The organism is Aquimarina sp. AD1 (assembly GCF_003443695.1).
In the GTDB taxonomy this organism is placed as follows: Bacteria; Bacteroidota; Bacteroidia; order Flavobacteriales; family Flavobacteriaceae; genus Aquimarina; species Aquimarina latercula.
The window spans coordinates 5,200,407-5,223,070 of record NZ_CP031966.1; the positions used below are offsets into that span (position 1 = coordinate 5,200,407).

A 22,664-nucleotide genomic window follows, 5' to 3' on the forward strand; every position below is an offset into this window, starting at 1 on the left:
AAAATATCTTAGTTTTGACTTTATAACTGGAAAAGCTAAAATGTATAAGATATTACTATTAATAGTTACAATTTTTTCAATACAATTAATTTCTGCTCAGCGTACGTATACTTTTGACAAATTGTTTGAGTTTAGCTATCAGGGATCTCTCAATTTGCCAAAAGTAAAGGAATTGGTTTTAACAAATTCTAAAAATAATGACTACTTTCTTTTGGTTCGAGACGATGGGAAAAACAATTTGAAACTATATTTTCTTGAACGTAATAATTTACAATCTACTTTTTATTTAGACAAGAAAGCCTTTTTAGAAGCTAATAGGATAAATCTGGATTGTGATTTGGTTGAAAAGGTTAAAATAAAAAAAAGAGATCTTAAGTATTCTAGAAAATTTATTTTCGAAAATTTAAAAGATACTATTATCAATGATACGGTATTTAATCATATACTATTCAAAAGAAAAAGCAAGAAACATACACCTCCTAAACAAAGAAAAGAGTATGATGTTCACTTTATTACATATCAGAATGAGAGTCAAGAATATCCATTTCTTGGAACTAATTATGTGTACCTAACTTGGAGACAAATGATCAATAGAGATAATTTTGATTTAGGTGTTATAAAAGAACAATATGCGATAAAGAGGAATGGGAAGGAATACATCTATAAATTAATTAATGTTTTGGATATTAAAAATAAATACATTTCAGTGCCAGAAGCCTGTGATTATTCGAATTAAAGTAATGTGTTGATTTACAGGTTTTATGAGTAAGCTGTTTAAATTTAATTTGATAAATTTATAGTGAACACAAAACATTTTGATTATGAAGTATTTAAAATATTTATTATATCTAATTATTGTATTAACGTTAGTGTTTTTTGGAATTGGTTTTTTTACGCCATCTGTATCTTATGAAAACGAGATAACAGTTAATAAACCGGCGAGTGAATCCTGGGAAGTGATGTCTGATGTCGCTAATTTACCTAAGTGGATTAAGGGATTTAAAAGAACAGAATTAGTTAGTGGCACTCCTAATACGGTTGGAGCAGTTTCTAATGTATATGTCGATAATAGTGGAGAAGAAATGGTTATGGAAGAGACCATAACTGCCATGAAACTTCATGAACATATGGCAATGACTTTTACGATGGATTTTATGGATATAGATTACGAAATGTTTTTTAAAGAAGCAGGTGGAAAGACAATAATTACTTCTAAATCCAACATTAAGGGAAATAGTATGTGGGCAAAATCATTACTTTCTTTTATGCCAAGTTCTATGAAAACGCAAGAAGACGAAAATTTAGAAAATCTAAAAAAATTAATAGAAGAAAATTCTAAGAACTATTTTTCTGAAAAATAATAGATACCTCAGCTTAAAGAAGATTGTAAATTATCTTGATTTAGTTTAAAAATACAGTCATTCTAATTATGGTTTGTTATCTAAGAAAAAAAACATGTAAAAAATATTCACAGTACGCATTCTTAGCTGTCTAATATAATGTAGCCAAAATAAATTGGCTATTAAAAAATATAAGAATGATGGTAATAAAGAATCATGATGTTCAGAGCATTAATTTAACAACATCAACAGAAAAGGCGTTTGATTATATAGCAAACCCTTTTAATCTTTCTAAATGGACTGGCGCATTTAAAGAAGCTGATCAAGAATCAGCATTATTAGTAACCCCTAATGGTGAACTTAAAATTGGTTTAGAAACAAAGATAAATAAAGAGTTGGGGACTATTGATTGGTATATGACAATGCCTGACAATAGTATAGGAGTTGCGTATTCCAGAGTGACAGCTGGACCAGACAATAATGCAATTTACTCTTTCGTATTAATTGCTCCTCCAGTCCCATTAGAGGAAGTGGAAGGTACATTAAGTGCACAAATTGGTCAGTTAAAAGAAGAATTACTATTGTTACAGACTATTTTAGCGGATTAAAGAAAAACAAAAAAAGGCTAAGGTAAGCCTTAGCCTTTTTATTATATATTATGGAAGAACAACTTATAAAATCTTGCTTAGAAGGTGATAAAAGGAGTCTTGAAAAACTCATTAAGTCCATTGATCAATTAGTGTATAATCTATCAATACGTTTTTTATGGAATAAGGCTGATGCTGAAGATGCTACTCAGGAAATTTTATTAAAAGTAATTACTAATTTGAGTAAATATCAAGGGAAAAGTAAGTTTAATACTTGGGTTTATAGAATTGCAACAAACTATTTAATTAATCAAAAGAAAACTTCGTTCGAAAAAAGACCTATCTCATTTAGTCAGTTCTCAGAAGAATTAAACTCGATTAATGACCCTGTGAGTTATGACTTGCCTGATAGTGGTTTGTTAGAAAAGGAGATGAAAACAGGGTGCACTTTAGCGATGCTTCAATGTTTATCCAGAGAATTGAGAATAGTTTTTATACTAGGCAGTATTCTTAAAATAAAAAGTAATGTTGCCTGTGAGATAATCGAAATTTCTCCCGAAAATTTTAGGAAACGACTCCAAAAATCTAGGAAACTAATTGGTAGTTTTTTAAATTCTAATTGTGGTGTTTATAATATTGCTAATAAATGTAGGTGTAATAAAAGAATTCATATAGCTATTGCTTCTAAAAGAATTGTAAAAGGAGATCTTAATTTTGTGGATAATATAGATGTGTACAATGAAGAAATGGAAGAATTAAATTCAATGACAGGAATTTATAGCAACCATGGGGATTTCATTAATAAATCTGATTTTTATAAAGAATTGAACCAATTAATAGCGTCCAAAAGAATTTTTAATGAGATCTAGCTAAAAAATTTCTGTTGAAATTTTTTAGGAGTAAGTCCGTGATGTGATTTAAAAACTTATTAATTCTTTGTGTGAAAAGCTACGCTCAATTTACTCAAAATGAAAAGAAAGAGCTCGTAATTGGAATAGAGGATGTTTATATTGTGAAATACTACAAAAGCTAATAGAGTTTTTTATAAGCATTATAAAAATAAGATTGTATTTACTAGATCTGTAACTATTATTTAGAGAAGTATTTCTAATTTGATGTTTTAGAATAATATATAAAAATAGAGGTGCACAGCATTGAGTTATGCGTTGACTCGAAAATTTATTATATTTAAGCTTACTACGTTAAAACACAAATCATTAACTAATACTACACTAAGCCATGAAACTATCTGATTTAATTGATGAAAAAATCTCAAAAATTCGATTTAATTATACAGTCGAAAACGAACAGGGAATGCAAGAGTTTCAGTCTCAGATTAGATTATCCAGTGGTAAAGTTGTTTTATTGCCTAAGCATCCAGACGATGATCTTGATTTAATAGAAGATTATTCAAACAATAAACGTGTCAGTTTTGAAAAAGCTCAAAGATACGGTCTAACATCTAGACTAATGTTTAGAAATAAACAGATAAAAGATATACATTTTAAATTCTTGGATGATGAGCAAATAAGCGATTCTAGCGCAATATTAGAATTGGATAATGGAAAGTTTATTACAGAAAATAATTATGGACCAAATGGATTAACCGACATTAATTTAGTCATCATGAATAAAACTCAATTCCTAAATCTTGCTGATGACAACATTCAAATACGTTCACTGCGCAATGATATTTTGAACCATTAGTTATTAAATATTTTTGTAGTATATATGATTTGTCATAACACATAGCATCTAGTGATTTACCTTCTGATTGTAATGAAGAAATTAACTGTTTTACTTTTACTAATAATTTTCATATTTAATAGTTGTTTTGATTCATCGAATTCAAAACCTAATACTACTATATTAGATAGTGATGAATATGACTCTAAGATTGAACGCGTAGAAATTCTAAAAAAAGAAATTAAATATTTTAGCGATTTTGAAGACGCAGAGTTCGAATTATTTAATGTAAATGGATTTTCAGATAGTAGAACTGTACTACAAGGGGCATCTTCTTGGGATTATAAGTTTGTAATTAAGATAAATCCATCTGATGTTAATACATGGACAGATGGAATGGAGAAGATTCTATCTAGTAAAGATGATAAAGATTGGATGAATGATATAATTGAGAAAAGAAAAATAAAATGGAAAACAACGAGTAGTCCCGAGCTATATAATAGACAAGGAACTAATGTTCTGATGATAGTGTATAGATCAGAAGGGATTATTTATAAAAGAGTGGTTAATTTATAAACAGTACTACTAACTAAACAATGACTTCCATAGCTCTACAAAAGTTAAGAATTTGAAAAAAAAGGAATATCATCTTTTTTATCTTTATTTTTATCCGATAACACATTTCAAACTCAACATATCATGAAAAAAGTACTTTTAGGTACGCTTAGTGCACTTGTTTTTATTTCTTGTCAACAACCTAAGGAAACAGCAGATTTACTCGTTTTTAATGCCAATGTATATACTGTGGATGAATCAAAACCTAAAGCAGAAGCCTTTGTAATTAAAGACGATAAATTTATAGCAGTAGGGAGTCTAGAAGAAGTAAGTAAAACATATTCCTTTACAGATTCTATAGATGCAAAAGGCAAGACAGTGGTTCCCGGTTTAATAGATGCTCACTGTCATTTTTACGGGTTAGGACTGCAACAGCAAAAAGTAAACTTAGTAGGTACTACTAGCTATGATGATGTATTATCCCGTATTATAGATTTTCAGGATAAAAAGAAAGTATCATTTATAACTGGTCGAGGTTGGGATCAAAATGATTGGGAAGTTAAAGAATTTCCAACCAAAGAGAAACTAGATAGTCTATTTCCAGAAATCCCTGTAGCAGTGACCAGAGTAGATGGTCACGCAATGCTTGCTAATCAAGCTGCATTAGATTTAGCAAAAATCACTATTGACACAAAAATTGCTGGTGGCGAAATTATCCAAAAAGAAGGAAAATTAACAGGTGTGTTGATTGATAATCCAATGGAATTAGTAGAAGCAATTTTTCCACAGCCTACAGTTGCAGAACAAGTAGCAGCGCTAAAAGATGCCGAAAAAATTAATTTTAGTTATGGATTAACAACTGTAGATGATGCAGGTTTAAGTCCAGATGTTATTAAGGTTATTGACAGTTTACAAAAAGCTGAAGAACTAAAAATAAGGATGTATGCTATGGTTAGTAATGTACCTGCATATGTAGATTATTATTTAATGCAGGGGGTGCATAAAACAGATAAGCTTAATGTGTCTTCTTTTAAGGTATATGCAGATGGAGCATTGGGATCTCGAGGAGCAGTATTGAAGAAACCATACTCAGATAAACATGATCATTATGGTGCAATGGTTATTGGGACAAAAGAATTTAAGGAATTAGCAGTGAAATTAGCGGCTTCTCCTTTTCAGATGAATACACACGCCATTGGAGATTCTGCTAATGCCGTAGTGATGAACACCTATTATGATGTATTAAAAGATAAGTCTGATAGAAGATGGCGCGTGGAACATGCACAAGTAGTAGCTCCAGAAGAATTTAAAATACTAAACGATAATTTAGTAATGAGTGTGCAGCCAACACACGCTACGAGCGATATGTATTGGGCGGATGAACGATTAGGTAAGGAACGTATTAAAGGAGCATATGCGTATAAACAATTACTTAATAAAACAGGTAAATTAGCATTAGGGACTGATTACCCTGTAGAGAATGTAAGTCCATTTTATACATTTTATGCAGCAGTAGCTCGTAAAGATCTAAAACAATACCCTGCAGATGGTTTTCAAAAAGAAGACGCCCTAACCAGAGAAGAAACCCTAAAAGGAATGACTATCTGGGCTGCTTATAGTAATTTTGAAGAATCTGAAAAAGGAAGCATTACAACTGGTAAATTTGCCGATTTTGTGATCTTAGAAGAAAATATTATGGAAATCAATGAAGACAAAATCCCTAATATTAAGGTGAATGCTACCTATGTAGGAGGAGAAAAAGTATATTAATAATTGATAAAATTAGTGTAGCTTTTAACGACCTCCATTTCCTTGGAGGTCTGCTATGCATTGTGCATCAAGTTCAGGTACTCCATTACCCATCATGTCCATCATACCGCTTTCAAACTCGATAGCTGCTTCCATAAGGCAGTTTTGTACATTACAATGTCCTCTAGACACGGTGTTTTCGTGTTGCGATTGTAAGGGGGTTCCAATATTAACAAGTCCTAGTAAATGTGCAAATTCGTGATTTAGTGTAGCGGCTTCTATGGTAGATAACATAGGAGCGTTAGGATTACTGCTTAGATTACGAAGTGTGCTTTCATAAATAACAATAGAAGTGTTTAAATAAGCGGTACCTAAGGTAACTCTAGATCCATCATCATTATCATTAGTGCCATCTGCAAAATAGATATAAACCGTAATTTCATCACCTTCATTAAATTCGGTTCTTGTATTAGTTTCAATTTCTTTTATTTTATCAATATTAAATGGGGATAATCCAGAAGAAGAAACAGTACGTTGGTTTATTGTAATCCCATCTGGCTTAAAAAGACGTTCTTCTAAAAAAGTTCTAAAAGTATTTACGGCAGTAGTTGTTGGAGCAAACCCTTCTACAGAAACAATCTCTACTGTTAATCCTCTAAAATTAGCATCACTTAATAAATCATTGGCAGATGTTCCTAAAGGCTGTGTGTTAGGTGACTCGCCGTCTGGAATAAGCGTATTATCATCATCATCAGAACATCCAACAAGAATGAAAGAAGCGAATAAAAGAATACTTAAGAATTTTGTAATTTGCATAAAATTTGATTTTCCAGAGGTGTTGGTTAGTAAATAAACGAATTTATGAGAAACTTAGTTTTTGTTTTAACGTTATTTTTAACAGTTACTGCAAATTTTGCACAAAGATCGTACCATGAAGATGCGATGCGATACTTTTCTTTAAACGGAACAGAACAACAATATGATCAAGCGATTGATCAAATGTTTACATTATTAAAACAGCAATATAGCTCCCAGAATGTTCCTGACGATATTTGGAATGAACTAATGGGTGATAAAACAGAGCCATTAAGAAATATTAAATCATTATTAGTATCTGCATATCGCAGTAATTTTTCTCATGAAGATATAAAAAAGCTTATCGTTTTTTACGAATCAGAAACAGGACAACAGATGGTAAAAGATAGAACACAGCTTAGCGATAGTCAAAAAGTAGCATTGTCGGATTTTTTTAGTTCCGAAGTTGGTCAAAAAGTTCAGAATCAAGGTGATTCATTAAGAACAATGGTTGCTGAGGTTAGTGAGTTATGGAGTAGAGATTTATATACCGAGACTATTAAGAAATTAAAGACTAAAGGATATCAGATGCCATAGTTAATTTAGCCAAAAAATCATTATTTTCTCCTTCTAGTAAAAGTTCGCAAATAAATCCATTAGCATTTGCAGCATTTTGTAAGGTATTGTAATCGACATATAACCAATCGAACCAATCAGATTCTAAATTTTTATATTTTAGTTTGTACTGCATTTCTCCGTAATATGCTGCAGAAGCATCTACCCAAAAACTTCCGTCATCTTCTGCAAATAAATAAGAGATATCAGAAGAATCAATAAGTATTTGACCATTTGGTTTTAATAAATTTTTAATGTGTAAAAAAAAACGATCAATACTTCCTAATTTCCCTATGATTCCACTTCCATTCATTAAAAACAAAAGGGTATCATATTGTGTTTTTTTCAAATCAAAAATATCCTGAACATTAGCATTTATGATTCCTCTTTTTTTACAAATCTCTATGGCTCCTTCAGAAATATCAATTGCGTGTACTTTTAGTTTTTTCTCTTCTGATAAAAATAAGCTATGACTTCCTGCACCACAACCTACATCGAGGACTTCTCCAAAAGCAAGTTCTAATGCTTTTTGTTCGATTTTAGGCATTTCAGAATAATTTCTAAATAAATAAGAAACAGGTATGATATCATCATCAAAATCTGGAGCTTGGACTACAATATCTTCTTGATGTTTTTTATTGTAAAAATCTTTAATAGCTTCTCCAAAAATATCTTTGTTCATCATTATAGTTCTCAATTCGAAATTCGTGATTCATAATTCGTAATTTTGCGCTATGCAAGAATTCATAGATCAATTACCGAAACTGGCCAAAGATACACAGAACGAGAATAAAAAGTATTTTGCAAAGCTAAAAAAGAAACCACCAAAGAATTTGGATAGGTTTATGCAAGATTTACATACTAAAGAGTTTCAGAAAACCGATTGTCTAGAGTGCGCTAATTGTTGTAAAACTACAGGACCTTTATTTACAGATATTGATGTAGATCGAATCGCTAAGCATTTAAAAATGAAATCATATGATTTTGAAGAACAGTATCTAAAAAAGGATGAAGACGGTGATTTTGTTCTTAAGGAAGTGCCTTGTGCTTTTTTGGCTTCTGATAATTATTGCTTGATTTATGATGTAAGACCGAAAGCTTGTAAAGAGTTTCCACATACAGATCGAAAAAAGTTTCATCAAATTTCTGATTTAACTATGCAAAATATTACTGTTTGCCCGGCAGCGTATAATATTGTAGAAAAGATGAAAGAAGTTATGCCTTTAGAGCATAAAAGTAATAGACGTGCATAATTATCTATAAAATTGCCAAATGCCATTTTTGCGTCCTATTATATTTCTGTAGGTTATACGATCCCATTTACTATTTTGACTTGTACGAATTAATGGAGATCCATCAGTTCTTCGAAGATCATATAATCTACCATTACCAACTGGAATTGCCATAAATGATAAGGTGTCAATATCATCAAATTGCCAGATGTTCTTTTTAGAATTCTCTAAAAGACTTTTTCTTAGCTCTTTATTTCTAATTGATAGTGTTATTTCTGGATCAATAGCTGACATATCATAATATATTGGATTCAATGCAGTAATAATTTCATCCAAATTTTCTAAATCTTTTAGATTATTATAGAATGATTTTGCAAAAGCAATGGCTTCCTTATGACTTTTAGGATCAGATATGACATCAGCATTTAACCAGGACCAATGTGGTTTCTTTCCTGATAACGTTATTTCTTTATGGACTGGAGAATCATCATTTTTGGTTTTGATCAATAGCAAAGTTTCTCCTCCTACACCGTCTATCCAATCTCCTTCAGTATACCTAACTAGTCGTACTGCAATATTCCCTTTATTTGACGAAGGATAAACAGATAGTTTGTTTTTTCCAGTTACTATATTCAATTCAACCTGGATGTGTTTCATTTCAGAATCTCCTTTAGGAGAAAGATATCCAATAGGAATATCATTTAGACGTATTTCTGCACCAGTACCTTCTCCAGTACCTTCTATGTAGAGAATTTTATTTTGATATTTTTCAGCTGTTATACTAGTTGATTTTATAGGAGTATTAGTATTATCTAATGGGTAGGTGTTAAATCCATAAATAATTATACTAGCAAGTATGAAGAAAATAAATTTATAGGTTTTAAGTTTCAATTTCATTACTTAGTAATATTTTAATTTTTTATTTCTGTAAACTCTTCTTGATCGATTGTATCTTCAGGAAATATTGGAGCAGGTTCATAATGTCCGCTGATAGTAGAAAGTATTTCTCCAGTCTCCTTATCTATTTCTTCTGAAGAAAAACTTCCACCTAGATAAGGATCTCTAGAAGAAAAATCTACTTTATAATGTTTTTCTTCTTCATAAATAATCGTTGGAGAATATGGCGTTCCTTTATGAAAAATATCAGAATTCTTTCCGTTTGGATTTAGTATAAGATTAATTACTCTAAGATGTTCTGCCGTTGGATTATAAAATGCAGTATTTTGACTTCCATTACTTTCAGAGCTTTTAGATACATTTTTTGAAGGCAATTCGACAATAATACTCGAGTAATAGCTGGTGTTTTTGGGCAGATATAGTACGTTATACCCAAATTCTACAAGTATTCTCTGATCACTTGCTTTTACCGTAATAAAATGAAAATCATCTTTTTTAATTTTCGGCACCTCTGATTCATTTATTTCTTTTAGTGCAGATTCAATAATATGTTCTCTTCCTAATTTAACTAATCGCTCGACTTCTTTATTTGGTTTGGCATTTTGAGAATATGTCACTTGAATAGATAGTAGAATTAATAAAAGAACTGATTTCATTTTTTGAGTTTGTTGTATTGATCGTTTAGAAAATTCCTAATGTTAATTATAAGGATTAGAAATATACTGCTAATTCATAAAACAAATGACCTGATTTTATCAAGTATAAACTATATCTAATGTCAAGAAACCCTCTTGATTATTATCAGGCCATTGTTCTCTATAAATCAATACTACTAGAAATCTATATCATCTCCTGCACCCGCAGTAGCAAACTCGGAGTTGTATTTTTCCATTAATTCTCCCATTTTTAAGGCCATACGGGTATCAGTAGCCATTTTTGTACTCCATTGTGCTCCAACTGAACTCCAATCGGTTACACTAAGCCCATATTCACCAAGTATAGAAGCTGCATCTTTTCCTTGTGACGCTCCCATATTTTGATGGCACATTATCTTTATATAAAGCTCAAAATCTTCGGTAACTTTATCAAGAGCGCTTCCACCATTTGAAGTATTTGCTTCTGTAGTTTCATTTGTTGCTGTCGATGCGAACTTACCGATATCAGAATTTAAAAAAGCATCTCCATATACTTTTGAGATGGCAAATGTAGTATCTTGAGACATTCTAGCAGTCCATTCTGCAGAAACTTCATCCCAAATAGGTTTTTCGGTTCCTACTACTTTTAGCATTTCTTCTAGATTCATACCTCCCGCGATTTTTGCATTTGCAGCGGCCCAAGTTTCCATATCGATCCCTTTAATTGGATCAAGTAAGCCTCCTTCTGTGGCAGCCTCTATATGAGCATCCATTTGCGCATCAAGTTTTACCTTTTGTTCTTTTAAAAAATCGTCTGCAGCGTCAAAAGCTTTTCCTTCTGCTTTTTCTATTTTTATAAGAGTAGATGCTACGTGATCTTCTAACGAAAAGTGCTGATTATTTTTGAATCCATATTGCTTCGCTACAGTTTCGAAGTTCTCACTATTATTAATTTCATCTAATATATTTCTTGCGCTATCAGAATCTGTATTTAAAGCCTCTGGAAAACCTAATGTTTGTAGACATGCATTAAGTTTTCTTTCTTGTCCATTCGCAAACTGATTGAGATCTACCCATCCACCAGTAGTTCCATCGTTTTTCTTGTCATAACATAACCAAGGTTCTATATGTCCAATAAGATCAGGATTGATATCTGGCCAGTTAAAATCTGCAGCTTCCTGAGAAGTATAATCATAATCAATCTCTGATGAAGATTGTTTGTTTTTTATTCCTAAGGCGATCGCTTTTTGACCTTGTTCTGTTTTATCGTGATCCGTGAATTTGTGTATGTTACTCATTTTATTAAATTTTTGTGATTGGTTTTTATTAAAATTGAGACAGGATTTCCTGTTTTTTTTGCTTGTATTCTTGTTCGTCAATAAATCCAGCGTCAAACATCTTTTTTAGTTTTTCAAGTTTTTCCATTGGATCGTTTGGATTTGGTTGTGCAGGAGTAGTATTTTGTTGCTGTTGTGAAGATTGTTGATGATGATTCTGACTGTTCATCATATTTCCCATCATTTGTCCCATTCCTAGTCCAGCTCCCATTTGCATACCTAAATTTCCACCACCTTCGTTCTTTGCCATGTTTTTAAGAGCCTCTAGCTGTTGATAATCTTGATAACTTACACCAAGTTCTTTCATTGCTTGTGCTTCGGCACTCATGTCCGAAATTCTACCGATTCTAGTTTTTGTTTCTTGATCAAAACTGGTTCCCTCAATTCTAAAATCAAGTAGTTCGAATCCTAATGCATTAAAAATTTCTTTACTGGTTGTTTTGGAAAATTCTGCAATCTCGTTGCGATGTTTATCAATATCAATATAGCTAAAAGATGCTTTGGCAAGAAAATCACTAATTGGTTGTGTAATCCTTGATAAAATTACTTTTTGTATGGATCTCACCGGATAGTAGTCATCACCTGCGATTACATTGGTAAAGAAATCAACAGCTTTGGTTATTCTAAAGGAAAAATTTCCAAATGCACCTAAACCTACAGGAAAATTATAAACAGGATCTTTATAGGTTATAGGAGAAGGTGTACCCCAACGTATGTTTTGCATTTCTGCTTTTCGATAAAAAAAGATACCTACTTTATGTGCAGATTCAAACTTATACATAAGATTTTTTATGGTAGTCCAAAATGGGATATTACCTGTTTTAAGATCATAAAGCCCCTCTTCTTCAAAAAAGCCTTCAACTTTACCTTCGTATACAAAAAGACATCCCTGTCCTGGTCCGACAATAAGTTTTGAAGCATTTTTAATCTCATCTCCACTTTGTGTCCACTTTTCAAAAAGTATATCAGATTTTGGATTATTCCATTCAATAACTGAGCGCAGTTGATTGCTAAAAGAGTTTGACATGTTTTTTGTTTTTGAATTATATATAATCGATTAGAAATGACATTTTTGACGTGAGATCTTTTTCGTACCTATCTTGATAATCAGGAATGATTTCTATTCTTTTTTTTAGAAAGGTTTCGATGTATTTTCGATATTGAGTGATTAATTCGTCCTTACTAATTATATCTCGATCACTTAGGTAGTTTTGAAACTTAAGATCTTCGTAAGTTAGGTGATGTTTAAGCGCTGCTGCTTGTCCTAATGCATCAACAGCAAAATGTTCTATGTTTCTTGCTTTGGTTCCTGGTTCGAAGGTGTTTACAGTTTGACAATAATCACAGGTGCTATAATAAGATCTGAAAAAATTACTTTTTACAGGAAGTTTTGCCTGACATTGAGTACACGAAAAATCTTCTGATAATGTTTCTTTTACAGATGACAATAGTTTTTTTGAAGCTTTTTCAAAAATTCGTACTTCATATGATTTTAGCTCTTGATTTAAATCGTGCTGTAACTTAAATCCTTTATTTCGTTCATTGATAAATTTAGTTGAACCATATTCTAAATCTGAATCTAAAAATGTTTGTTCTACTTTATCAAACCAGGTATCATCTATTTTTGATATCAAATCAGATGCCTGCGAGTATATTCCTTGCCAAGCATTTTGAAATGTGATAGTTTCAAAATCTGTAGCTTCAAATAGTAATGGTAATGCTTCTTCTGTTTTACTAAGTACTTCGTGAAATCTATCTTTTATTTTTAAAAGAAAAGTATCCCATCTGTTTTGCGTAGAAATAAAAGACATTATCTGAATTTGTTAGGTTTTAATAGAATTGATTTCCGCAGAAATCGCAATATTTGAGATCGGTGTCACTTGGTCTTGCAGCACCACAGTTTATGCATTTTTTTGTTTCTAAGCCAGCATTCGTTTCTTCATATTTTTTTGTAGAAGAAATAGCATTCCCTAAGATGTCATCTAGAATATTTTTTTTCTTTTTTTCATCTTTATTGTTGTCTTCTTCCATATAGGTAAGCGATTAAATTCAGGATGTTATCCCTACATGGTTGTTATAAATCCATGTAGGAATAACTGCTCCTTATATCATCTAATAACAATATGTTATTTGCTTAATCCGGCTTTTAAATCTTTAATAGTTTTGGCCATTACTACACCTGGTAGTTTTACCGGTGCAGCAACTTCTGCCAAGAAAGTACCTTTTACTTCTCCAGTTTTGTAAGTAGTGAAACCGATACGGTATAAACCAACAGTTAATGCTTTTAAAGGATCATTAACATCGCTTTTATATCTCAATAGGGAGTTGTAAGAGCTACCACTTGGTTGCTTTGGCATTTCACCGCTATCATCATTTCTTTCTAAAATTGTCCAGTTGGCACCATCTACAGCATCTTGACTGATATTGGCTGTGCTAATGATATCGGATCTTTCTAATGTAATGTATGTGTCAAAATAATCTCCGGATTTTGCATTTTTAGTATATGCTTCGGATTTGATTGCTTTTTTTACTTTAGCTTTACCTACAGGAGACATCATTCTTACTCCAAGTTCTGGAGCAACTGCAGGAACCCATACATAAATATAATAGAACTTTTTTCCATCTTTTACTTCATCCTCATTTCCTGGAGCAGCATATCCAAGATATGATACAACATCTGTATAAGGTACTTTAATTGTTTTTGGACCTATTTTTTTCTCAATAGAGCTTCCGAATTTTTTTAACTTTTGAGCTTGTAAAGTGGTTGTAGTTCCAAGAACAATAAGGCTTAATAGAAATAAAACTTTTGTTTTCATAATGTAGTAATTTGTGTAATTTAAATTTGTTTAATTAGTAAATAATGGTAACACTGTTATTAGTGTAATTAGTAATAAAAAGATGATTATACCTGTAAAATGATACCACGGAATTTTGATTCGATTTTTTTCAAAATGTTCGAAGCTATTAATTAGTTTTTCGTTGTCGAATTCTTGTTTTTCAAAAGCACCTTTGCAGTGACTACACACAGAGTATACTTTTTTCCACAGTGGAAAGAACGGAATCCAGAATACGTGAAAGTATTTTCTATATCCTTGAATCCACATCTGATTTTCTGTTTTGCAAAAAGGACAACAACCTCCATCAAGCTTTGCAGGATGAATTGTAGAAGAACTTGTTCCGAAGATTATCATGGTACGAGTATAAGTTTGATATTTATTTTTATGAATTTTGGTTGTTCAGAATTGAGGAGAGAATGATATCTCTAAACACGATGTTCTCTCCCCATTCTTCAACTAACTAACATTTTATGTAAAGAAAAGGAATGATGCTACGATCATCCATCCACCAACGATCAATCCAAATACTCCTAGTTTACCTTGTTTAGGAGCTAGTTTTGCTCTCAATTCGTTTGCTTTTTCCTTTGCTGCTTCATTTTTGGATAAGAAAAATTTATTGATAAGTCCGAAACCTAACATAAATCCAAGTACTGCAGAGATGATATTACCGGCTAATAAAGTCACCCACCAGATAGGATAGGTAGTAAGCCATCCTAGATTTAAGATTGCTGAAATAATTCCCCAAACACCCCAGAAACAGAATACTAGACCAATCCATCCTTGATAAGGCTCTATTTTTTCTAAAAGTTCTTTTGCGTTTGGTTTTTTTGAAAGCAATAGTGATGGTACTGCTAAAATACTTAATAAAATTAATGAGATTCCCCAGATCATGTCTTTATGGTTTTATAGGGTTAGTAATTAGTTTAATGCTGTACGTTTTGATATTTTGTTTATCAATAACTACAGTACAAAGATGTGATTTATATAAGCTGTTAGAAACACAGTTTCTGGTGAAAATGAGTACCCTGAAAACAGGGATGTATTACTTTTTTAAGTCTGAAAATAGGAGAGAAGTGTGTGCCGTTTTGGGTACACACCTAGTGTCACCAACAATAGGATGGGCGTAATAATGGGGAAGAAATATTTAAATAAATAGAGATTGGTATGAGAGTAACTTAACTTTTTGTCTTAAGAATTTTAATGCTCTACGTAATTCATTTTTATAGCATACTTTGTAAGACCTGCTAGGTTTCTTACATTAAGTTTAGCAATTAAGTTCTTTCGATAACTTTCTATAGTATGTTTACTTAAGAATAATTTATCCGCGATTTCCTGAGTGGTGAATTCTTGAGCAATTAATGTAATAACATCTATTTCTCTTTGAGTAAGTTTTATTTCTTCATCTTTCTTTTTGGAAAACTTATTTTCCATATAAATATCCTTTATCTCACGAGAAAAATATTTTTCTCCACTCAATATAGTTTGTATTGCTTTTAGAAGTTCTTCTTTTTCAGCGTTTTTAGGAACATAACCATCCACATCATGTTCGATTAGGTTATCAATCATATCTGGATTGTTATGCATACTTACGACAAGTGTTTTTATAGTAGAACTTCGTTCTTTTACGATCTTGTTTAGAGCAATACCGTCCATTTCTGGCATAGTAATATCAGTGATGATTAAATCTATTTTTTCATCAGGGTTGATTTCTAGGTATTTAGCAATATGCTTGCCGTTTTTAGCTGTTAAAAGAATATTATAATCGTTTTCAGAATTTAAGATGCTTAATAATCCATCTAAAAACATTTTATGATCATCAGCTATAATTAGGTTGTACTTCATCTGTGGTTGTTGTTAAGCTGGTTATTGCTATATTAATAATTGTCCCTCTTTTTATTCTAGAATCGATATCTATCGTTCCATCAATTTTATCTAATCTACTCCTTATATTTCTGAATCCAATACCCTCGGTATTTTTATTTACATCAAATCCTACTCCATCATCTTCAAAAAGAATATTCAATTCATTATCTAATAAATTAATTTGAAGTGCAATAGAGGATGCTTTTGCGTGCTTAATACTATTAGTGACTAATTCTTGTATGATCTTAAAAGTTTCGACTTGTAACGTTTCTTCTAGAAGATCAACTCTTCTTCTTGGGTACACACTAAATCCAGTTTTTAGCTTACTTGCCCCTCCAATATTACTAAAATATTCTTCTAGTACATCAGAAAAATTGTTTTTACTAAACTTTTTAGGAATTAAGTTATGAGAAAGATCACGGACTAATTCATACGTGTCATCAATTTGAGTATTGACAGCTTTTAATGTGCTTTGGTTTTTTTGATCAGAGTTGTTCAATTGAAGTTTAATAGCAGCAAGATTTCCACCGATACTATCATGTAATTCTTGAGCGATACGTTTTCTTTCTTTGTCTTGCCCTTCTACGGAAGCTTTGATTACTTTTAATTCTTGATCCTTTAATAAGGATGAAATTTTTGTTTCGTTTATTTCTTTTTGTTTTTGGTTAAGCTCACTTTGTACTTTAATTTTTTGATAGTAAGTCACTAATAACCCAATTACTGGTACGAGTAATATTAAAAAAGAATATAGTATGATATTTTTAAAAACTTTTTGTTTTGCAGTTTCGTCTTGTTGGATTTTTAATTGCGCATCCTTAAGTTCTTGGTTTTTCTTTAGAATAATATTATCCTTTAATGCTTTTTCGGTAGTGTTTTGAAAAGTTAACAGTTTGTTTTCATTTTCTTTTCTAAGAATTTCATATTCTTTATTTTCTATCTCTTGTACAAGTTTAAGGTTACTTATAGCTTCTTGTTGATTCGCTAATTCCAGTTGTTTATTGGTGTTTTCAATTTGCAAAAACCTTATTTCTTTTTCTTTTTGTAATGTTTTATATTTTACTTCTAGTTCGTTAATCTCTTTATCTTTATCAAGTGTTCGGGCAGAATCAGAGATTTGATCATAATGTTCGTAATAGCTTAATGCTTTTTTATAATCATTTTTAGAAACTGCAATTTCTTTTAAGCGGAAATAGATTTTTTCTTGTTCATTTAAGAAACCTATTTTTGTTGCGATATCTAACGCAGAAAGCGTAATATCTTCTGCTTCTTGGTATCTTTTTAATTCATTTAAAAGTCGCCCTTTTTCTACACTACCAATAATCTGCATTCGTTCAAAATTATTGGCTTTAGCAATTTCTAAGGCCTTATCGAAAGAAACCAGTGATTTATCTAAAGCTCCAATTTTTTTATAGGTAATACCCATATTTATAGAAATTGTCCCGATACAGCTTGTTCTATTAGCTTTTATACAAATTTCTCTGGCTTTTTCGAAATATTCAATAGCTTTGTCAAATTCTTCTTTATAGCCATATATGTTGGCAATATTTACAATGGAACCAAATACCATTTCTGGGTTTTTCTTATACTCTTGGCATTTTTCTAAGATCTCTAGAGCGAGATCATACTCACTCGTGGCGATATAGACATTAGCTAAACCAAAAGAATTTACATAATAAATACGTTCATCATTATGTTGTTGTGAAATATTAATTCCTTTAAAATACCATTTTTTGGATTTTTCGTTCAGGCCAATAAAACTATTAGCTTGGCCTAGAGTGAAATATGCAAGACCATAAATATTATTTTTAAGAGTGTCATTTTTGAAATTATTTAGTTCAAGTATTTTTTGTCCATAGTATTTTACCGAATCAATCTGGGATATACTTCTAAAATAAGAACTTATAATTAAGCTCAAGTCAGCTTTAAATCGATCACTCTTAACAGCTTTTTTATGTAGTTGTTCTTTAGCAATAAGATAACTTTCTTTTCTTCTATCTGGTATATTAGATATAGTTTTTAGTTCATTTATAATTTCCCTTTCACCTTTATAAGAATAAGGAAATGTTTTTTTAACGTCAATTTGCCCTTGAATATTTAAAGAAAACAGTAGCGTGACTATGGCAATACTGTTTTTTAGATAAGATAATATATTGTAATTGACGAACTTCATTTTTGCTTTAATTATTCTGGGGGAGAATATTTTTCTATTTCGTTATAATAAATAACTTTTAAAGTTAAAATTATATTGAAATATCTATTTTACAATGTTTTATAATTTATTATAGTCAAAGATATTAATTTCAAAAATCATCAATATCCCTGAAAACAGGGAACTTTAGATCTCTATTTTAGGGTTATTTATACAGAAGATATTGAGATCTTATTTTTTTAAATTTTTCTAGATCTTTTATCCACGTCTTTTTTATTTCCCGAGCAGTATATCCTTGTTCTATTTGTTGTTGTAGCTTTTTTGTTCCTGCATGTATAGTGAATGATTTATTGTTGAAAAAACCTTCTTTGTTTTTAGAATTATTATATGCGTTAAGGAGCCATTGTATATTAATACTGCCAAGTCTTTTGATTTTTCTAAGATCTTTTCCATAACAGACTTCTCCTTTGTGTTTAGGGTATTTAGCACCGAAATTAGGTTGTGGAGTGTAAGCAAAATCGTATTGATCAATTGGGAAATCTGGGGATCCAAAAATCTGAAATTGCATTTCCGTACCTCGACCAGCATTAATAGTAGTACCTTCGAAAAAACCTAAACTGGGATATAGGTTTATCGATCTATCATTTGGTAGATTAGGTGAGGGTCGTATTGCTAAACTATAATAAGTTTGATGTGTGTAATTTTTAACAGGAATAATCTGGATTTCGCATTTTAGGTCATTTCCTAACCAACCTTCTCCATTTACCATTTTTGCGTATTCTCCGATTGTCATCCCATGAACTAATGGAATTGGATGCACCCCAACAAAACTGCTATGTTCTATTTCTAAAGTTGGTCCATCTATATAATGCCCATTGGGATTCGGTCTATCCAAAATTAATAAAGGAATATTATTTTCTGCACAGGCTTGCATTACATAATGAAGTGTAGAAATATAGGTGTAAAATCTAGCACCTACATCCTGAATGTCAAAAACAACCATATCAATATCAGAAAGCGAGGCAGCAGAAGGTTTTTTGCTTTTACCATGTAATGATACGATCGGTAATCCCGTTTTTATATCTTTTTCGTCAGCAACGAGCTCTCCGGCATCTGCTTTTCCTCTAAAACCATGTTCAGGAGCAAATACCTTTTTTATGTCAATGTTTTTGGATAATAAAGAATCTACAAGATGTGTATATTGACCTAAAGTGTTTGTAGCAACTTTTTCAGTTTGTAATAATGGACTGATATTAGGAAATTTGAAAATTACAGAAGTTTGATTCCCTACGATTGCAATTTTTTTATTTTGCAGTAATGGTAAGTATAATTCAGTTTGATTTGCTCCAACTATAACAGGTTCTAAAACATTTAGCGAGTCTTGTTGTTGGTTTTCTGAAATAACACTTTTCTTATTTATTTCAGACTTTTCTTGATCAGAAGTGGTCTGTGATGATGTTTTTGTTCCGCTTCCGCAAGAAATAAGCAGTGTAAAAAAGAATAAAAACGTATTTTTGAATGCATTTCTTATAAAAACCATAAGTAACTTTGAATTTCGAATATTTTATTGCCAAACGCCTTATCAAAGGTAAGGAACATAAAAGTAGCATATCATCAGCAATCATAAAAATTGCCATTTTGGCTATAGCCATTGGTATGGTTATGATGTTGATAACTGTAGCTACTGGTATAGGGTTACAACGTAAAATTAGAGAAAAAGTTGCTGCATTTAATGGTCATGTTATTATTACCAGTTATGATAATAATAACAGCTTAGAATCTATGATCCCTATTAAAAAAGATCAGCATTTCTATCCTAATTTTACAGACGTTTCTGGAATTAAACATGTTCAAGGATTTGCTACTAAGGGCGGACTTATTAGAACAGAGAATGACTTTGAAGGAATTGTAGTTAAGGGAGTTGGAGAAGATTATAATTGGTCATATTTTGAAGAATATTTGATAGAGGGTACTTTACCGGATTTTACAGATCCTAGAAATAATCAAATATTAATATCCGCATATACTGCCTCTAGGTTAGGATTGGGGATTGGGGATAATGCAAATACTGTTTTTTTGAAGAAAAACTCTAGTTCTAACATCCCGGCCAATATTAGAGCTTTTAAGATTGTTGGTATTTATGATTCTGGTTTTCTAGAGTTTGATGAGAAATTTATTTTTGCAGATATCCGGCATATTCAGAAAATGAATAAATGGAAAGAGAATCAAGTCGGAGGTTTTGAGGTGTTTATTGATGACTTTGATGATATTGACAAAAAAGGGAGACAGATTTATGAAAATATTCCTTCGGACCTAGAAGCCGTAACGATTACTTTAAAATATGGTAGTATTTTCGAATGGTTAAAACTCTTTGATCTTAATATCATCGGTATAATTAGTATAATTATATTAGTTGCTGGAATTAATATGATTACGGCATTACTGGTTCTTATTTTAGAAAGAACGCCTATGATTGGTATCTTAAAATCGTTAGGAACAAATGACTGGAGTATTCGAAAAGTATTTTTGTATAACGCGGGATATTTAATATTGATAGGATTGCTTTGGGGTAATCTCATAGGTGTAGGATTGTTGTTTCTACAGAAATATTATGGTATAATTGGATTGAATCCTGCTACATATTATGTGAGTACAGCTCCTATTTATATAGATATTGGTTATATAATTTTACTTAATTTGGGGACCATGGTTTTATGTCTTATCATGCTTCTTATTCCATCATATGTGATTGCTAAAATATCGCCTTCTAAGGCTATTCGATTCCAGTAGCATGAATTAGTACATCTTCCTCTAACTTAATGGCTTTGTATTTGTATCTTTGCACCGCATAAAAAACAATTAAAGAGACTCTAATAAATTAGTAAGCTTGTGAAGTACGCAAATAATATTTTGGAAACCATTGGGGATACACCTATGGTAAAAATGAATGCTCTGGTAAAAGATGTTGATGCTTTAGTGTTAGCTAAATACGAGACATTTAATCCTGGGAATTCTGTAAAAGACCGAATGGCTTTAAAAATGATCGAGGATGCTGAAGCTGATGGAAGATTAAAACCTGGAGGAACAATTATAGAGGGAACCTCTGGGAATACCGGGATGGGACTTGCTCTTGTTGCAATTGTAAAAGGGTATAAGTTGATCTGCGTTATGGCGGATAAACAGTCCAAAGAAAAAATGGATATCCTTAGAGCTGTAGGAGCTAAAGTAATGGTGTGTCCAACTAATGTAGAACCAGATGATCCTAGATCTTACTATTCTGTTTCTAAAAGGTTGGCAGAAGAAACACCTAATTCTTGGTATGTTAATCAATATGATAATCCGTCTAACGCAAAGGCTCATTACGAAAGTACGGGTCCAGAAATATGGGAACAGACAGAAGGTAAAGTAACACATTTTATTGTTGGAGTTGGAACAGGAGGAACAATTTCTGGTGTTGGTAAATATTTAAAAGAGAAAAACCCAGATGTCAAAATTTGGGGTATTGATACATACGGTTCGGTATTTAAGAAATATCATGAAACCGGAATATTTGATGAAAATGAGGTGTACTCGTACATTACAGAGGGTATTGGAGAAGACATTTTACCAGAAAATGTGAATTTTTCTATTATCGATGGTTTTACGAAAGTAACTGATAAAGATGCTGCAGTTTATACACAACGACTTGCAAAAGAAGAGGGAATGTTCCTTGGAAATAGTGCTGGAGCAGCTATTAAAGGATTATTACAATTAAAAGATCATTTTAAAAAGGATGATGTAGTAGTTGTACTATTTCATGATCACGGCAGTAGATATGTTGGTAAGATGTTTAATGATGATTGGATGAGAGAACGTGGTTTTCTGGAAGAAGAAGTGTCGACAGCAGTGGATTTGGTAAAAAATCATGAAGAGAAACCTTTAGTTACAGTAAAAACTGAAGAGTTGGTTTCTCATGCAATAGAACGTATGCGTAAATTTCAAATTTCGCAGATACCAGTTTTAGATAGCGAAGGTTTTGTAGGGTCGGTAGATGAAAGTGCTTTATTTTCTGCGTTTTTGGATGATAAAAACACTGCGGATACTCCAATCAGAGAAATTATGAATGACCCTTTCCCAATTGTAGAAGCAAATACATCACTAGATGAGATATCAAGTTTAATCAAAAATGGTAATCCTGCTGTTCTAGTTGCACTGGAGAATGGAAAGCATCATATCATTACAAAATATGATGTTATAAGTCATATAAAATAAATTATTTATATTTATATCATATAAGGTATCCCCTTTATTAGTATTTAAACTGATTTAGGGGTTGTTTTTATACCAAAATCTGAACTTCTTTATTTTTGTGCGCAACTTTATGCAAAAAAAACAATCTATAAAGAAA

The 22,664-nt window shown here is 31.5% G+C and carries 25 protein-coding genes; 11 read left to right on the forward strand and 14 right to left on the reverse strand.

Features of this window, described 5'->3' with window-relative positions; genetic code table 11:
* Nucleotides 1-40: 40 nt before the first annotated feature.
* From D1815_RS22405 to D1815_RS22435, 7 genes are all read left to right on the forward strand, one after another.
* On the forward strand, nucleotides 41-736 hold the full coding sequence (locus D1815_RS22405) for a hypothetical protein (RefSeq protein WP_118389569.1): 696 nt from the start codon (nucleotides 41-43) through the stop codon (nucleotides 734-736).
* An 85-nt stretch (nucleotides 737-821) separates the two neighbouring features.
* Nucleotides 822-1,361, forward strand: a complete 540-nt coding sequence (locus D1815_RS22410) for an SRPBCC family protein (RefSeq protein ID WP_118389571.1) — start codon at nucleotides 822-824, stop codon at nucleotides 1,359-1,361.
* Nucleotides 1,362-1,537: 176 nt separating this feature from the next.
* Nucleotides 1,538-1,948, forward strand: a complete 411-nt coding sequence (locus D1815_RS22415) for a hypothetical protein (protein WP_199726773.1) — start codon at nucleotides 1,538-1,540, stop codon at nucleotides 1,946-1,948.
* Between the two features lie 50 nt (nucleotides 1,949-1,998).
* Nucleotides 1,999-2,796 carry an RNA polymerase sigma factor gene (locus D1815_RS22420; protein ID WP_118389573.1) on the forward strand — a complete coding sequence of 266 codons (798 nt, stop codon included), beginning with the start codon at nucleotides 1,999-2,001 and terminating at the stop codon, nucleotides 2,794-2,796.
* 370 nt (nucleotides 2,797-3,166) lie between these two features.
* A complete protein-coding gene (locus D1815_RS22425) occupies nucleotides 3,167-3,634 on the forward strand; it encodes a hypothetical protein (protein WP_027393764.1) in 468 nt (155 codons plus the stop codon).
* Between the two features lie 72 nt (nucleotides 3,635-3,706).
* Complete coding sequence (locus D1815_RS22430) at nucleotides 3,707-4,189, forward strand: hypothetical protein (RefSeq protein ID WP_118389575.1); 483 nt, start codon at nucleotides 3,707-3,709, stop codon at nucleotides 4,187-4,189.
* 123 nt (nucleotides 4,190-4,312) lie between these two features.
* Entirely contained in the window at nucleotides 4,313-5,938 is a 1,626-nt protein-coding gene (locus tag D1815_RS22435) for an amidohydrolase (RefSeq protein WP_118389577.1), read from the forward strand.
* Between the two features lie 24 nt (nucleotides 5,939-5,962).
* Here the strand turns inward: D1815_RS22435 and D1815_RS22440 are convergent, their stop codons facing one another.
* Nucleotides 5,963-6,733, reverse strand: coding sequence for a hypothetical protein (locus D1815_RS22440; protein ID WP_118389579.1), 771 nt, complete (start codon nucleotides 6,731-6,733; stop codon nucleotides 5,963-5,965).
* Between the two features lie 45 nt (nucleotides 6,734-6,778).
* On the opposite strand from D1815_RS22440, the gene D1815_RS22445 reads away from it, so the two are divergent.
* Nucleotides 6,779-7,309, forward strand: coding sequence for a DUF2059 domain-containing protein (locus tag D1815_RS22445; protein WP_118389581.1), 531 nt, complete (start codon nucleotides 6,779-6,781; stop codon nucleotides 7,307-7,309).
* On the opposite strand, the gene D1815_RS22450 is transcribed toward D1815_RS22445, so the two are convergent.
* A complete protein-coding gene (locus D1815_RS22450; RefSeq protein ID WP_027393768.1) occupies nucleotides 7,287-8,009 on the reverse strand; it encodes a bifunctional 2-polyprenyl-6-hydroxyphenol methylase/3-demethylubiquinol 3-O-methyltransferase UbiG in 723 nt (240 codons plus the stop codon). The genes D1815_RS22445 and D1815_RS22450 overlap by 23 nt on opposite strands.
* Before the next feature lie 52 nt (nucleotides 8,010-8,061).
* Between D1815_RS22450 and D1815_RS22455 the strand changes: the two genes are divergently transcribed.
* A complete protein-coding gene (locus D1815_RS22455) occupies nucleotides 8,062-8,580 on the forward strand; it encodes a YkgJ family cysteine cluster protein (RefSeq protein ID WP_027393769.1) in 519 nt (172 codons plus the stop codon).
* On the opposite strand, the gene D1815_RS22460 is transcribed toward D1815_RS22455, so the two are convergent.
* The 12 genes from D1815_RS22460 to D1815_RS22515 all read right to left on the reverse strand — a co-directional run bounded on the left by D1815_RS22460 (nucleotide 8,581) and on the right by D1815_RS22515 (nucleotide 19,817).
* On the reverse strand, nucleotides 8,581-9,456 hold the full coding sequence (locus D1815_RS22460; protein WP_118389583.1) for a hypothetical protein: 876 nt from the start codon (nucleotides 9,454-9,456) through the stop codon (nucleotides 8,581-8,583).
* A 14-nt stretch (nucleotides 9,457-9,470) separates the two neighbouring features.
* On the reverse strand, nucleotides 9,471-10,112 hold the full coding sequence (locus tag D1815_RS22465) for a hypothetical protein (RefSeq protein WP_027393771.1): 642 nt from the start codon (nucleotides 10,110-10,112) through the stop codon (nucleotides 9,471-9,473).
* A 176-nt stretch (nucleotides 10,113-10,288) separates the two neighbouring features.
* Nucleotides 10,289-11,389, reverse strand: coding sequence for a DUF6620 family protein (locus D1815_RS22470; RefSeq protein WP_118389586.1), 1,101 nt, complete (start codon nucleotides 11,387-11,389; stop codon nucleotides 10,289-10,291).
* 28 nt (nucleotides 11,390-11,417) lie between these two features.
* Nucleotides 11,418-12,455 (reverse strand): SPFH domain-containing protein, encoded by a 1,038-nt coding sequence (locus tag D1815_RS22475; protein WP_027393773.1) that lies wholly within the window; start codon nucleotides 12,453-12,455, stop codon nucleotides 11,418-11,420.
* A 16-nt stretch (nucleotides 12,456-12,471) separates the two neighbouring features.
* Entirely contained in the window at nucleotides 12,472-13,239 is a 768-nt protein-coding gene (locus tag D1815_RS22480; protein ID WP_027393774.1) for a hypothetical protein, read from the reverse strand.
* Between the two features lie 19 nt (nucleotides 13,240-13,258).
* Nucleotides 13,259-13,459 (reverse strand): hypothetical protein, encoded by a 201-nt coding sequence (locus D1815_RS22485; protein WP_118389588.1) that lies wholly within the window; start codon nucleotides 13,457-13,459, stop codon nucleotides 13,259-13,261.
* A gap of 95 nt (nucleotides 13,460-13,554) precedes the next feature.
* Nucleotides 13,555-14,244, reverse strand: a complete 690-nt coding sequence (locus tag D1815_RS22490; RefSeq protein ID WP_027393776.1) for a Lipl32 family lipoprotein — start codon at nucleotides 14,242-14,244, stop codon at nucleotides 13,555-13,557.
* A gap of 30 nt (nucleotides 14,245-14,274) precedes the next feature.
* Nucleotides 14,275-14,619, reverse strand: a complete 345-nt coding sequence (locus tag D1815_RS22495; RefSeq protein WP_035085696.1) for a zinc-ribbon domain-containing protein — start codon at nucleotides 14,617-14,619, stop codon at nucleotides 14,275-14,277.
* A gap of 114 nt (nucleotides 14,620-14,733) precedes the next feature.
* Nucleotides 14,734-15,156 carry a hypothetical protein gene (locus tag D1815_RS22500; RefSeq protein WP_027393777.1) on the reverse strand — a complete coding sequence of 141 codons (423 nt, stop codon included), beginning with the start codon at nucleotides 15,154-15,156 and terminating at the stop codon, nucleotides 14,734-14,736.
* 306 nt (nucleotides 15,157-15,462) lie between these two features.
* A complete protein-coding gene (locus D1815_RS22505; RefSeq protein ID WP_027393778.1) occupies nucleotides 15,463-16,107 on the reverse strand; it encodes a response regulator transcription factor in 645 nt (214 codons plus the stop codon).
* Nucleotides 16,082-18,298, reverse strand: coding sequence for a tetratricopeptide repeat protein (locus D1815_RS22510; RefSeq protein ID WP_118389590.1), 2,217 nt, complete (start codon nucleotides 18,296-18,298; stop codon nucleotides 16,082-16,084). Before D1815_RS22510 ends, D1815_RS22505 begins: the two co-directional genes overlap by 26 nt.
* A gap of 184 nt (nucleotides 18,299-18,482) precedes the next feature.
* Nucleotides 18,483-19,817 (reverse strand): exo-beta-N-acetylmuramidase NamZ domain-containing protein, encoded by a 1,335-nt coding sequence (locus D1815_RS22515; protein WP_118389592.1) that lies wholly within the window; start codon nucleotides 19,815-19,817, stop codon nucleotides 18,483-18,485.
* 8 nt (nucleotides 19,818-19,825) lie between these two features.
* On the opposite strand from D1815_RS22515, the gene D1815_RS22520 reads away from it, so the two are divergent.
* Both D1815_RS22520 and D1815_RS22525 read left to right on the forward strand, forming a co-directional pair.
* The gene (locus D1815_RS22520) at nucleotides 19,826-21,067 is read left to right on the forward strand and encodes an ABC transporter permease (RefSeq protein ID WP_118389595.1); all 1,242 of its coding nucleotides are present in this window, start codon (nucleotides 19,826-19,828) and stop codon (nucleotides 21,065-21,067) included.
* A gap of 99 nt (nucleotides 21,068-21,166) precedes the next feature.
* Entirely contained in the window at nucleotides 21,167-22,528 is a 1,362-nt protein-coding gene (locus tag D1815_RS22525) for a pyridoxal-phosphate dependent enzyme (RefSeq protein ID WP_027393781.1), read from the forward strand.
* Nucleotides 22,529-22,664: the final 136 nt, after the last annotated feature.

What these genes read in the sequence shown, in the direction of transcription:
- D1815_RS22405 (WP_118389569.1), top strand. Translation starts at nt 41, where the DNA reads ATGTATAAGATATTACTATTAATAGTTACAATTTTTTCAATACAATTA.
- D1815_RS22410 (WP_118389571.1), top strand. Translation starts at nt 822, where the DNA reads ATGAAGTATTTAAAATATTTATTATATCTAATTATTGTATTAACGTTA.
- D1815_RS22415 (WP_199726773.1), top strand. Translation starts at nt 1,538, where the DNA reads ATGATGGTAATAAAGAATCATGATGTTCAGAGCATTAATTTAACAACA.
- D1815_RS22420 (WP_118389573.1), top strand. Translation starts at nt 1,999, where the DNA reads ATGGAAGAACAACTTATAAAATCTTGCTTAGAAGGTGATAAAAGGAGT.
- D1815_RS22425 (WP_027393764.1), top strand. Translation starts at nt 3,167, where the DNA reads ATGAAACTATCTGATTTAATTGATGAAAAAATCTCAAAAATTCGATTT.
- D1815_RS22430 (WP_118389575.1), top strand. Translation starts at nt 3,707, where the DNA reads ATGAAGAAATTAACTGTTTTACTTTTACTAATAATTTTCATATTTAAT.
- D1815_RS22435 (WP_118389577.1), top strand. Translation starts at nt 4,313, where the DNA reads ATGAAAAAAGTACTTTTAGGTACGCTTAGTGCACTTGTTTTTATTTCT.
- D1815_RS22440 (WP_118389579.1), bottom strand. Translation starts at nt 6,733, where the DNA reads ATGCAAATTACAAAATTCTTAAGTATTCTTTTATTCGCTTCTTTCATT.
- D1815_RS22445 (WP_118389581.1), top strand. Translation starts at nt 6,779, where the DNA reads ATGAGAAACTTAGTTTTTGTTTTAACGTTATTTTTAACAGTTACTGCA.
- D1815_RS22450 (WP_027393768.1), bottom strand. Translation starts at nt 8,009, where the DNA reads ATGAACAAAGATATTTTTGGAGAAGCTATTAAAGATTTTTACAATAAA.
- D1815_RS22455 (WP_027393769.1), top strand. Translation starts at nt 8,062, where the DNA reads ATGCAAGAATTCATAGATCAATTACCGAAACTGGCCAAAGATACACAG.
- D1815_RS22460 (WP_118389583.1), bottom strand. Translation starts at nt 9,456, where the DNA reads ATGAAATTGAAACTTAAAACCTATAAATTTATTTTCTTCATACTTGCT.
- D1815_RS22465 (WP_027393771.1), bottom strand. Translation starts at nt 10,112, where the DNA reads ATGAAATCAGTTCTTTTATTAATTCTACTATCTATTCAAGTGACATAT.
- D1815_RS22470 (WP_118389586.1), bottom strand. Translation starts at nt 11,389, where the DNA reads ATGAGTAACATACACAAATTCACGGATCACGATAAAACAGAACAAGGT.
- D1815_RS22475 (WP_027393773.1), bottom strand. Translation starts at nt 12,455, where the DNA reads ATGTCAAACTCTTTTAGCAATCAACTGCGCTCAGTTATTGAATGGAAT.
- D1815_RS22480 (WP_027393774.1), bottom strand. Translation starts at nt 13,239, where the DNA reads ATGTCTTTTATTTCTACGCAAAACAGATGGGATACTTTTCTTTTAAAA.
- D1815_RS22485 (WP_118389588.1), bottom strand. Translation starts at nt 13,459, where the DNA reads ATGGAAGAAGACAACAATAAAGATGAAAAAAAGAAAAAAAATATTCTA.
- D1815_RS22490 (WP_027393776.1), bottom strand. Translation starts at nt 14,244, where the DNA reads ATGAAAACAAAAGTTTTATTTCTATTAAGCCTTATTGTTCTTGGAACT.
- D1815_RS22495 (WP_035085696.1), bottom strand. Translation starts at nt 14,619, where the DNA reads ATGATAATCTTCGGAACAAGTTCTTCTACAATTCATCCTGCAAAGCTT.
- D1815_RS22500 (WP_027393777.1), bottom strand. Translation starts at nt 15,156, where the DNA reads ATGATCTGGGGAATCTCATTAATTTTATTAAGTATTTTAGCAGTACCA.
- D1815_RS22505 (WP_027393778.1), bottom strand. Translation starts at nt 16,107, where the DNA reads ATGAAGTACAACCTAATTATAGCTGATGATCATAAAATGTTTTTAGAT.
- D1815_RS22510 (WP_118389590.1), bottom strand. Translation starts at nt 18,298, where the DNA reads ATGAAGTTCGTCAATTACAATATATTATCTTATCTAAAAAACAGTATT.
- D1815_RS22515 (WP_118389592.1), bottom strand. Translation starts at nt 19,817, where the DNA reads ATGGTTTTTATAAGAAATGCATTCAAAAATACGTTTTTATTCTTTTTT.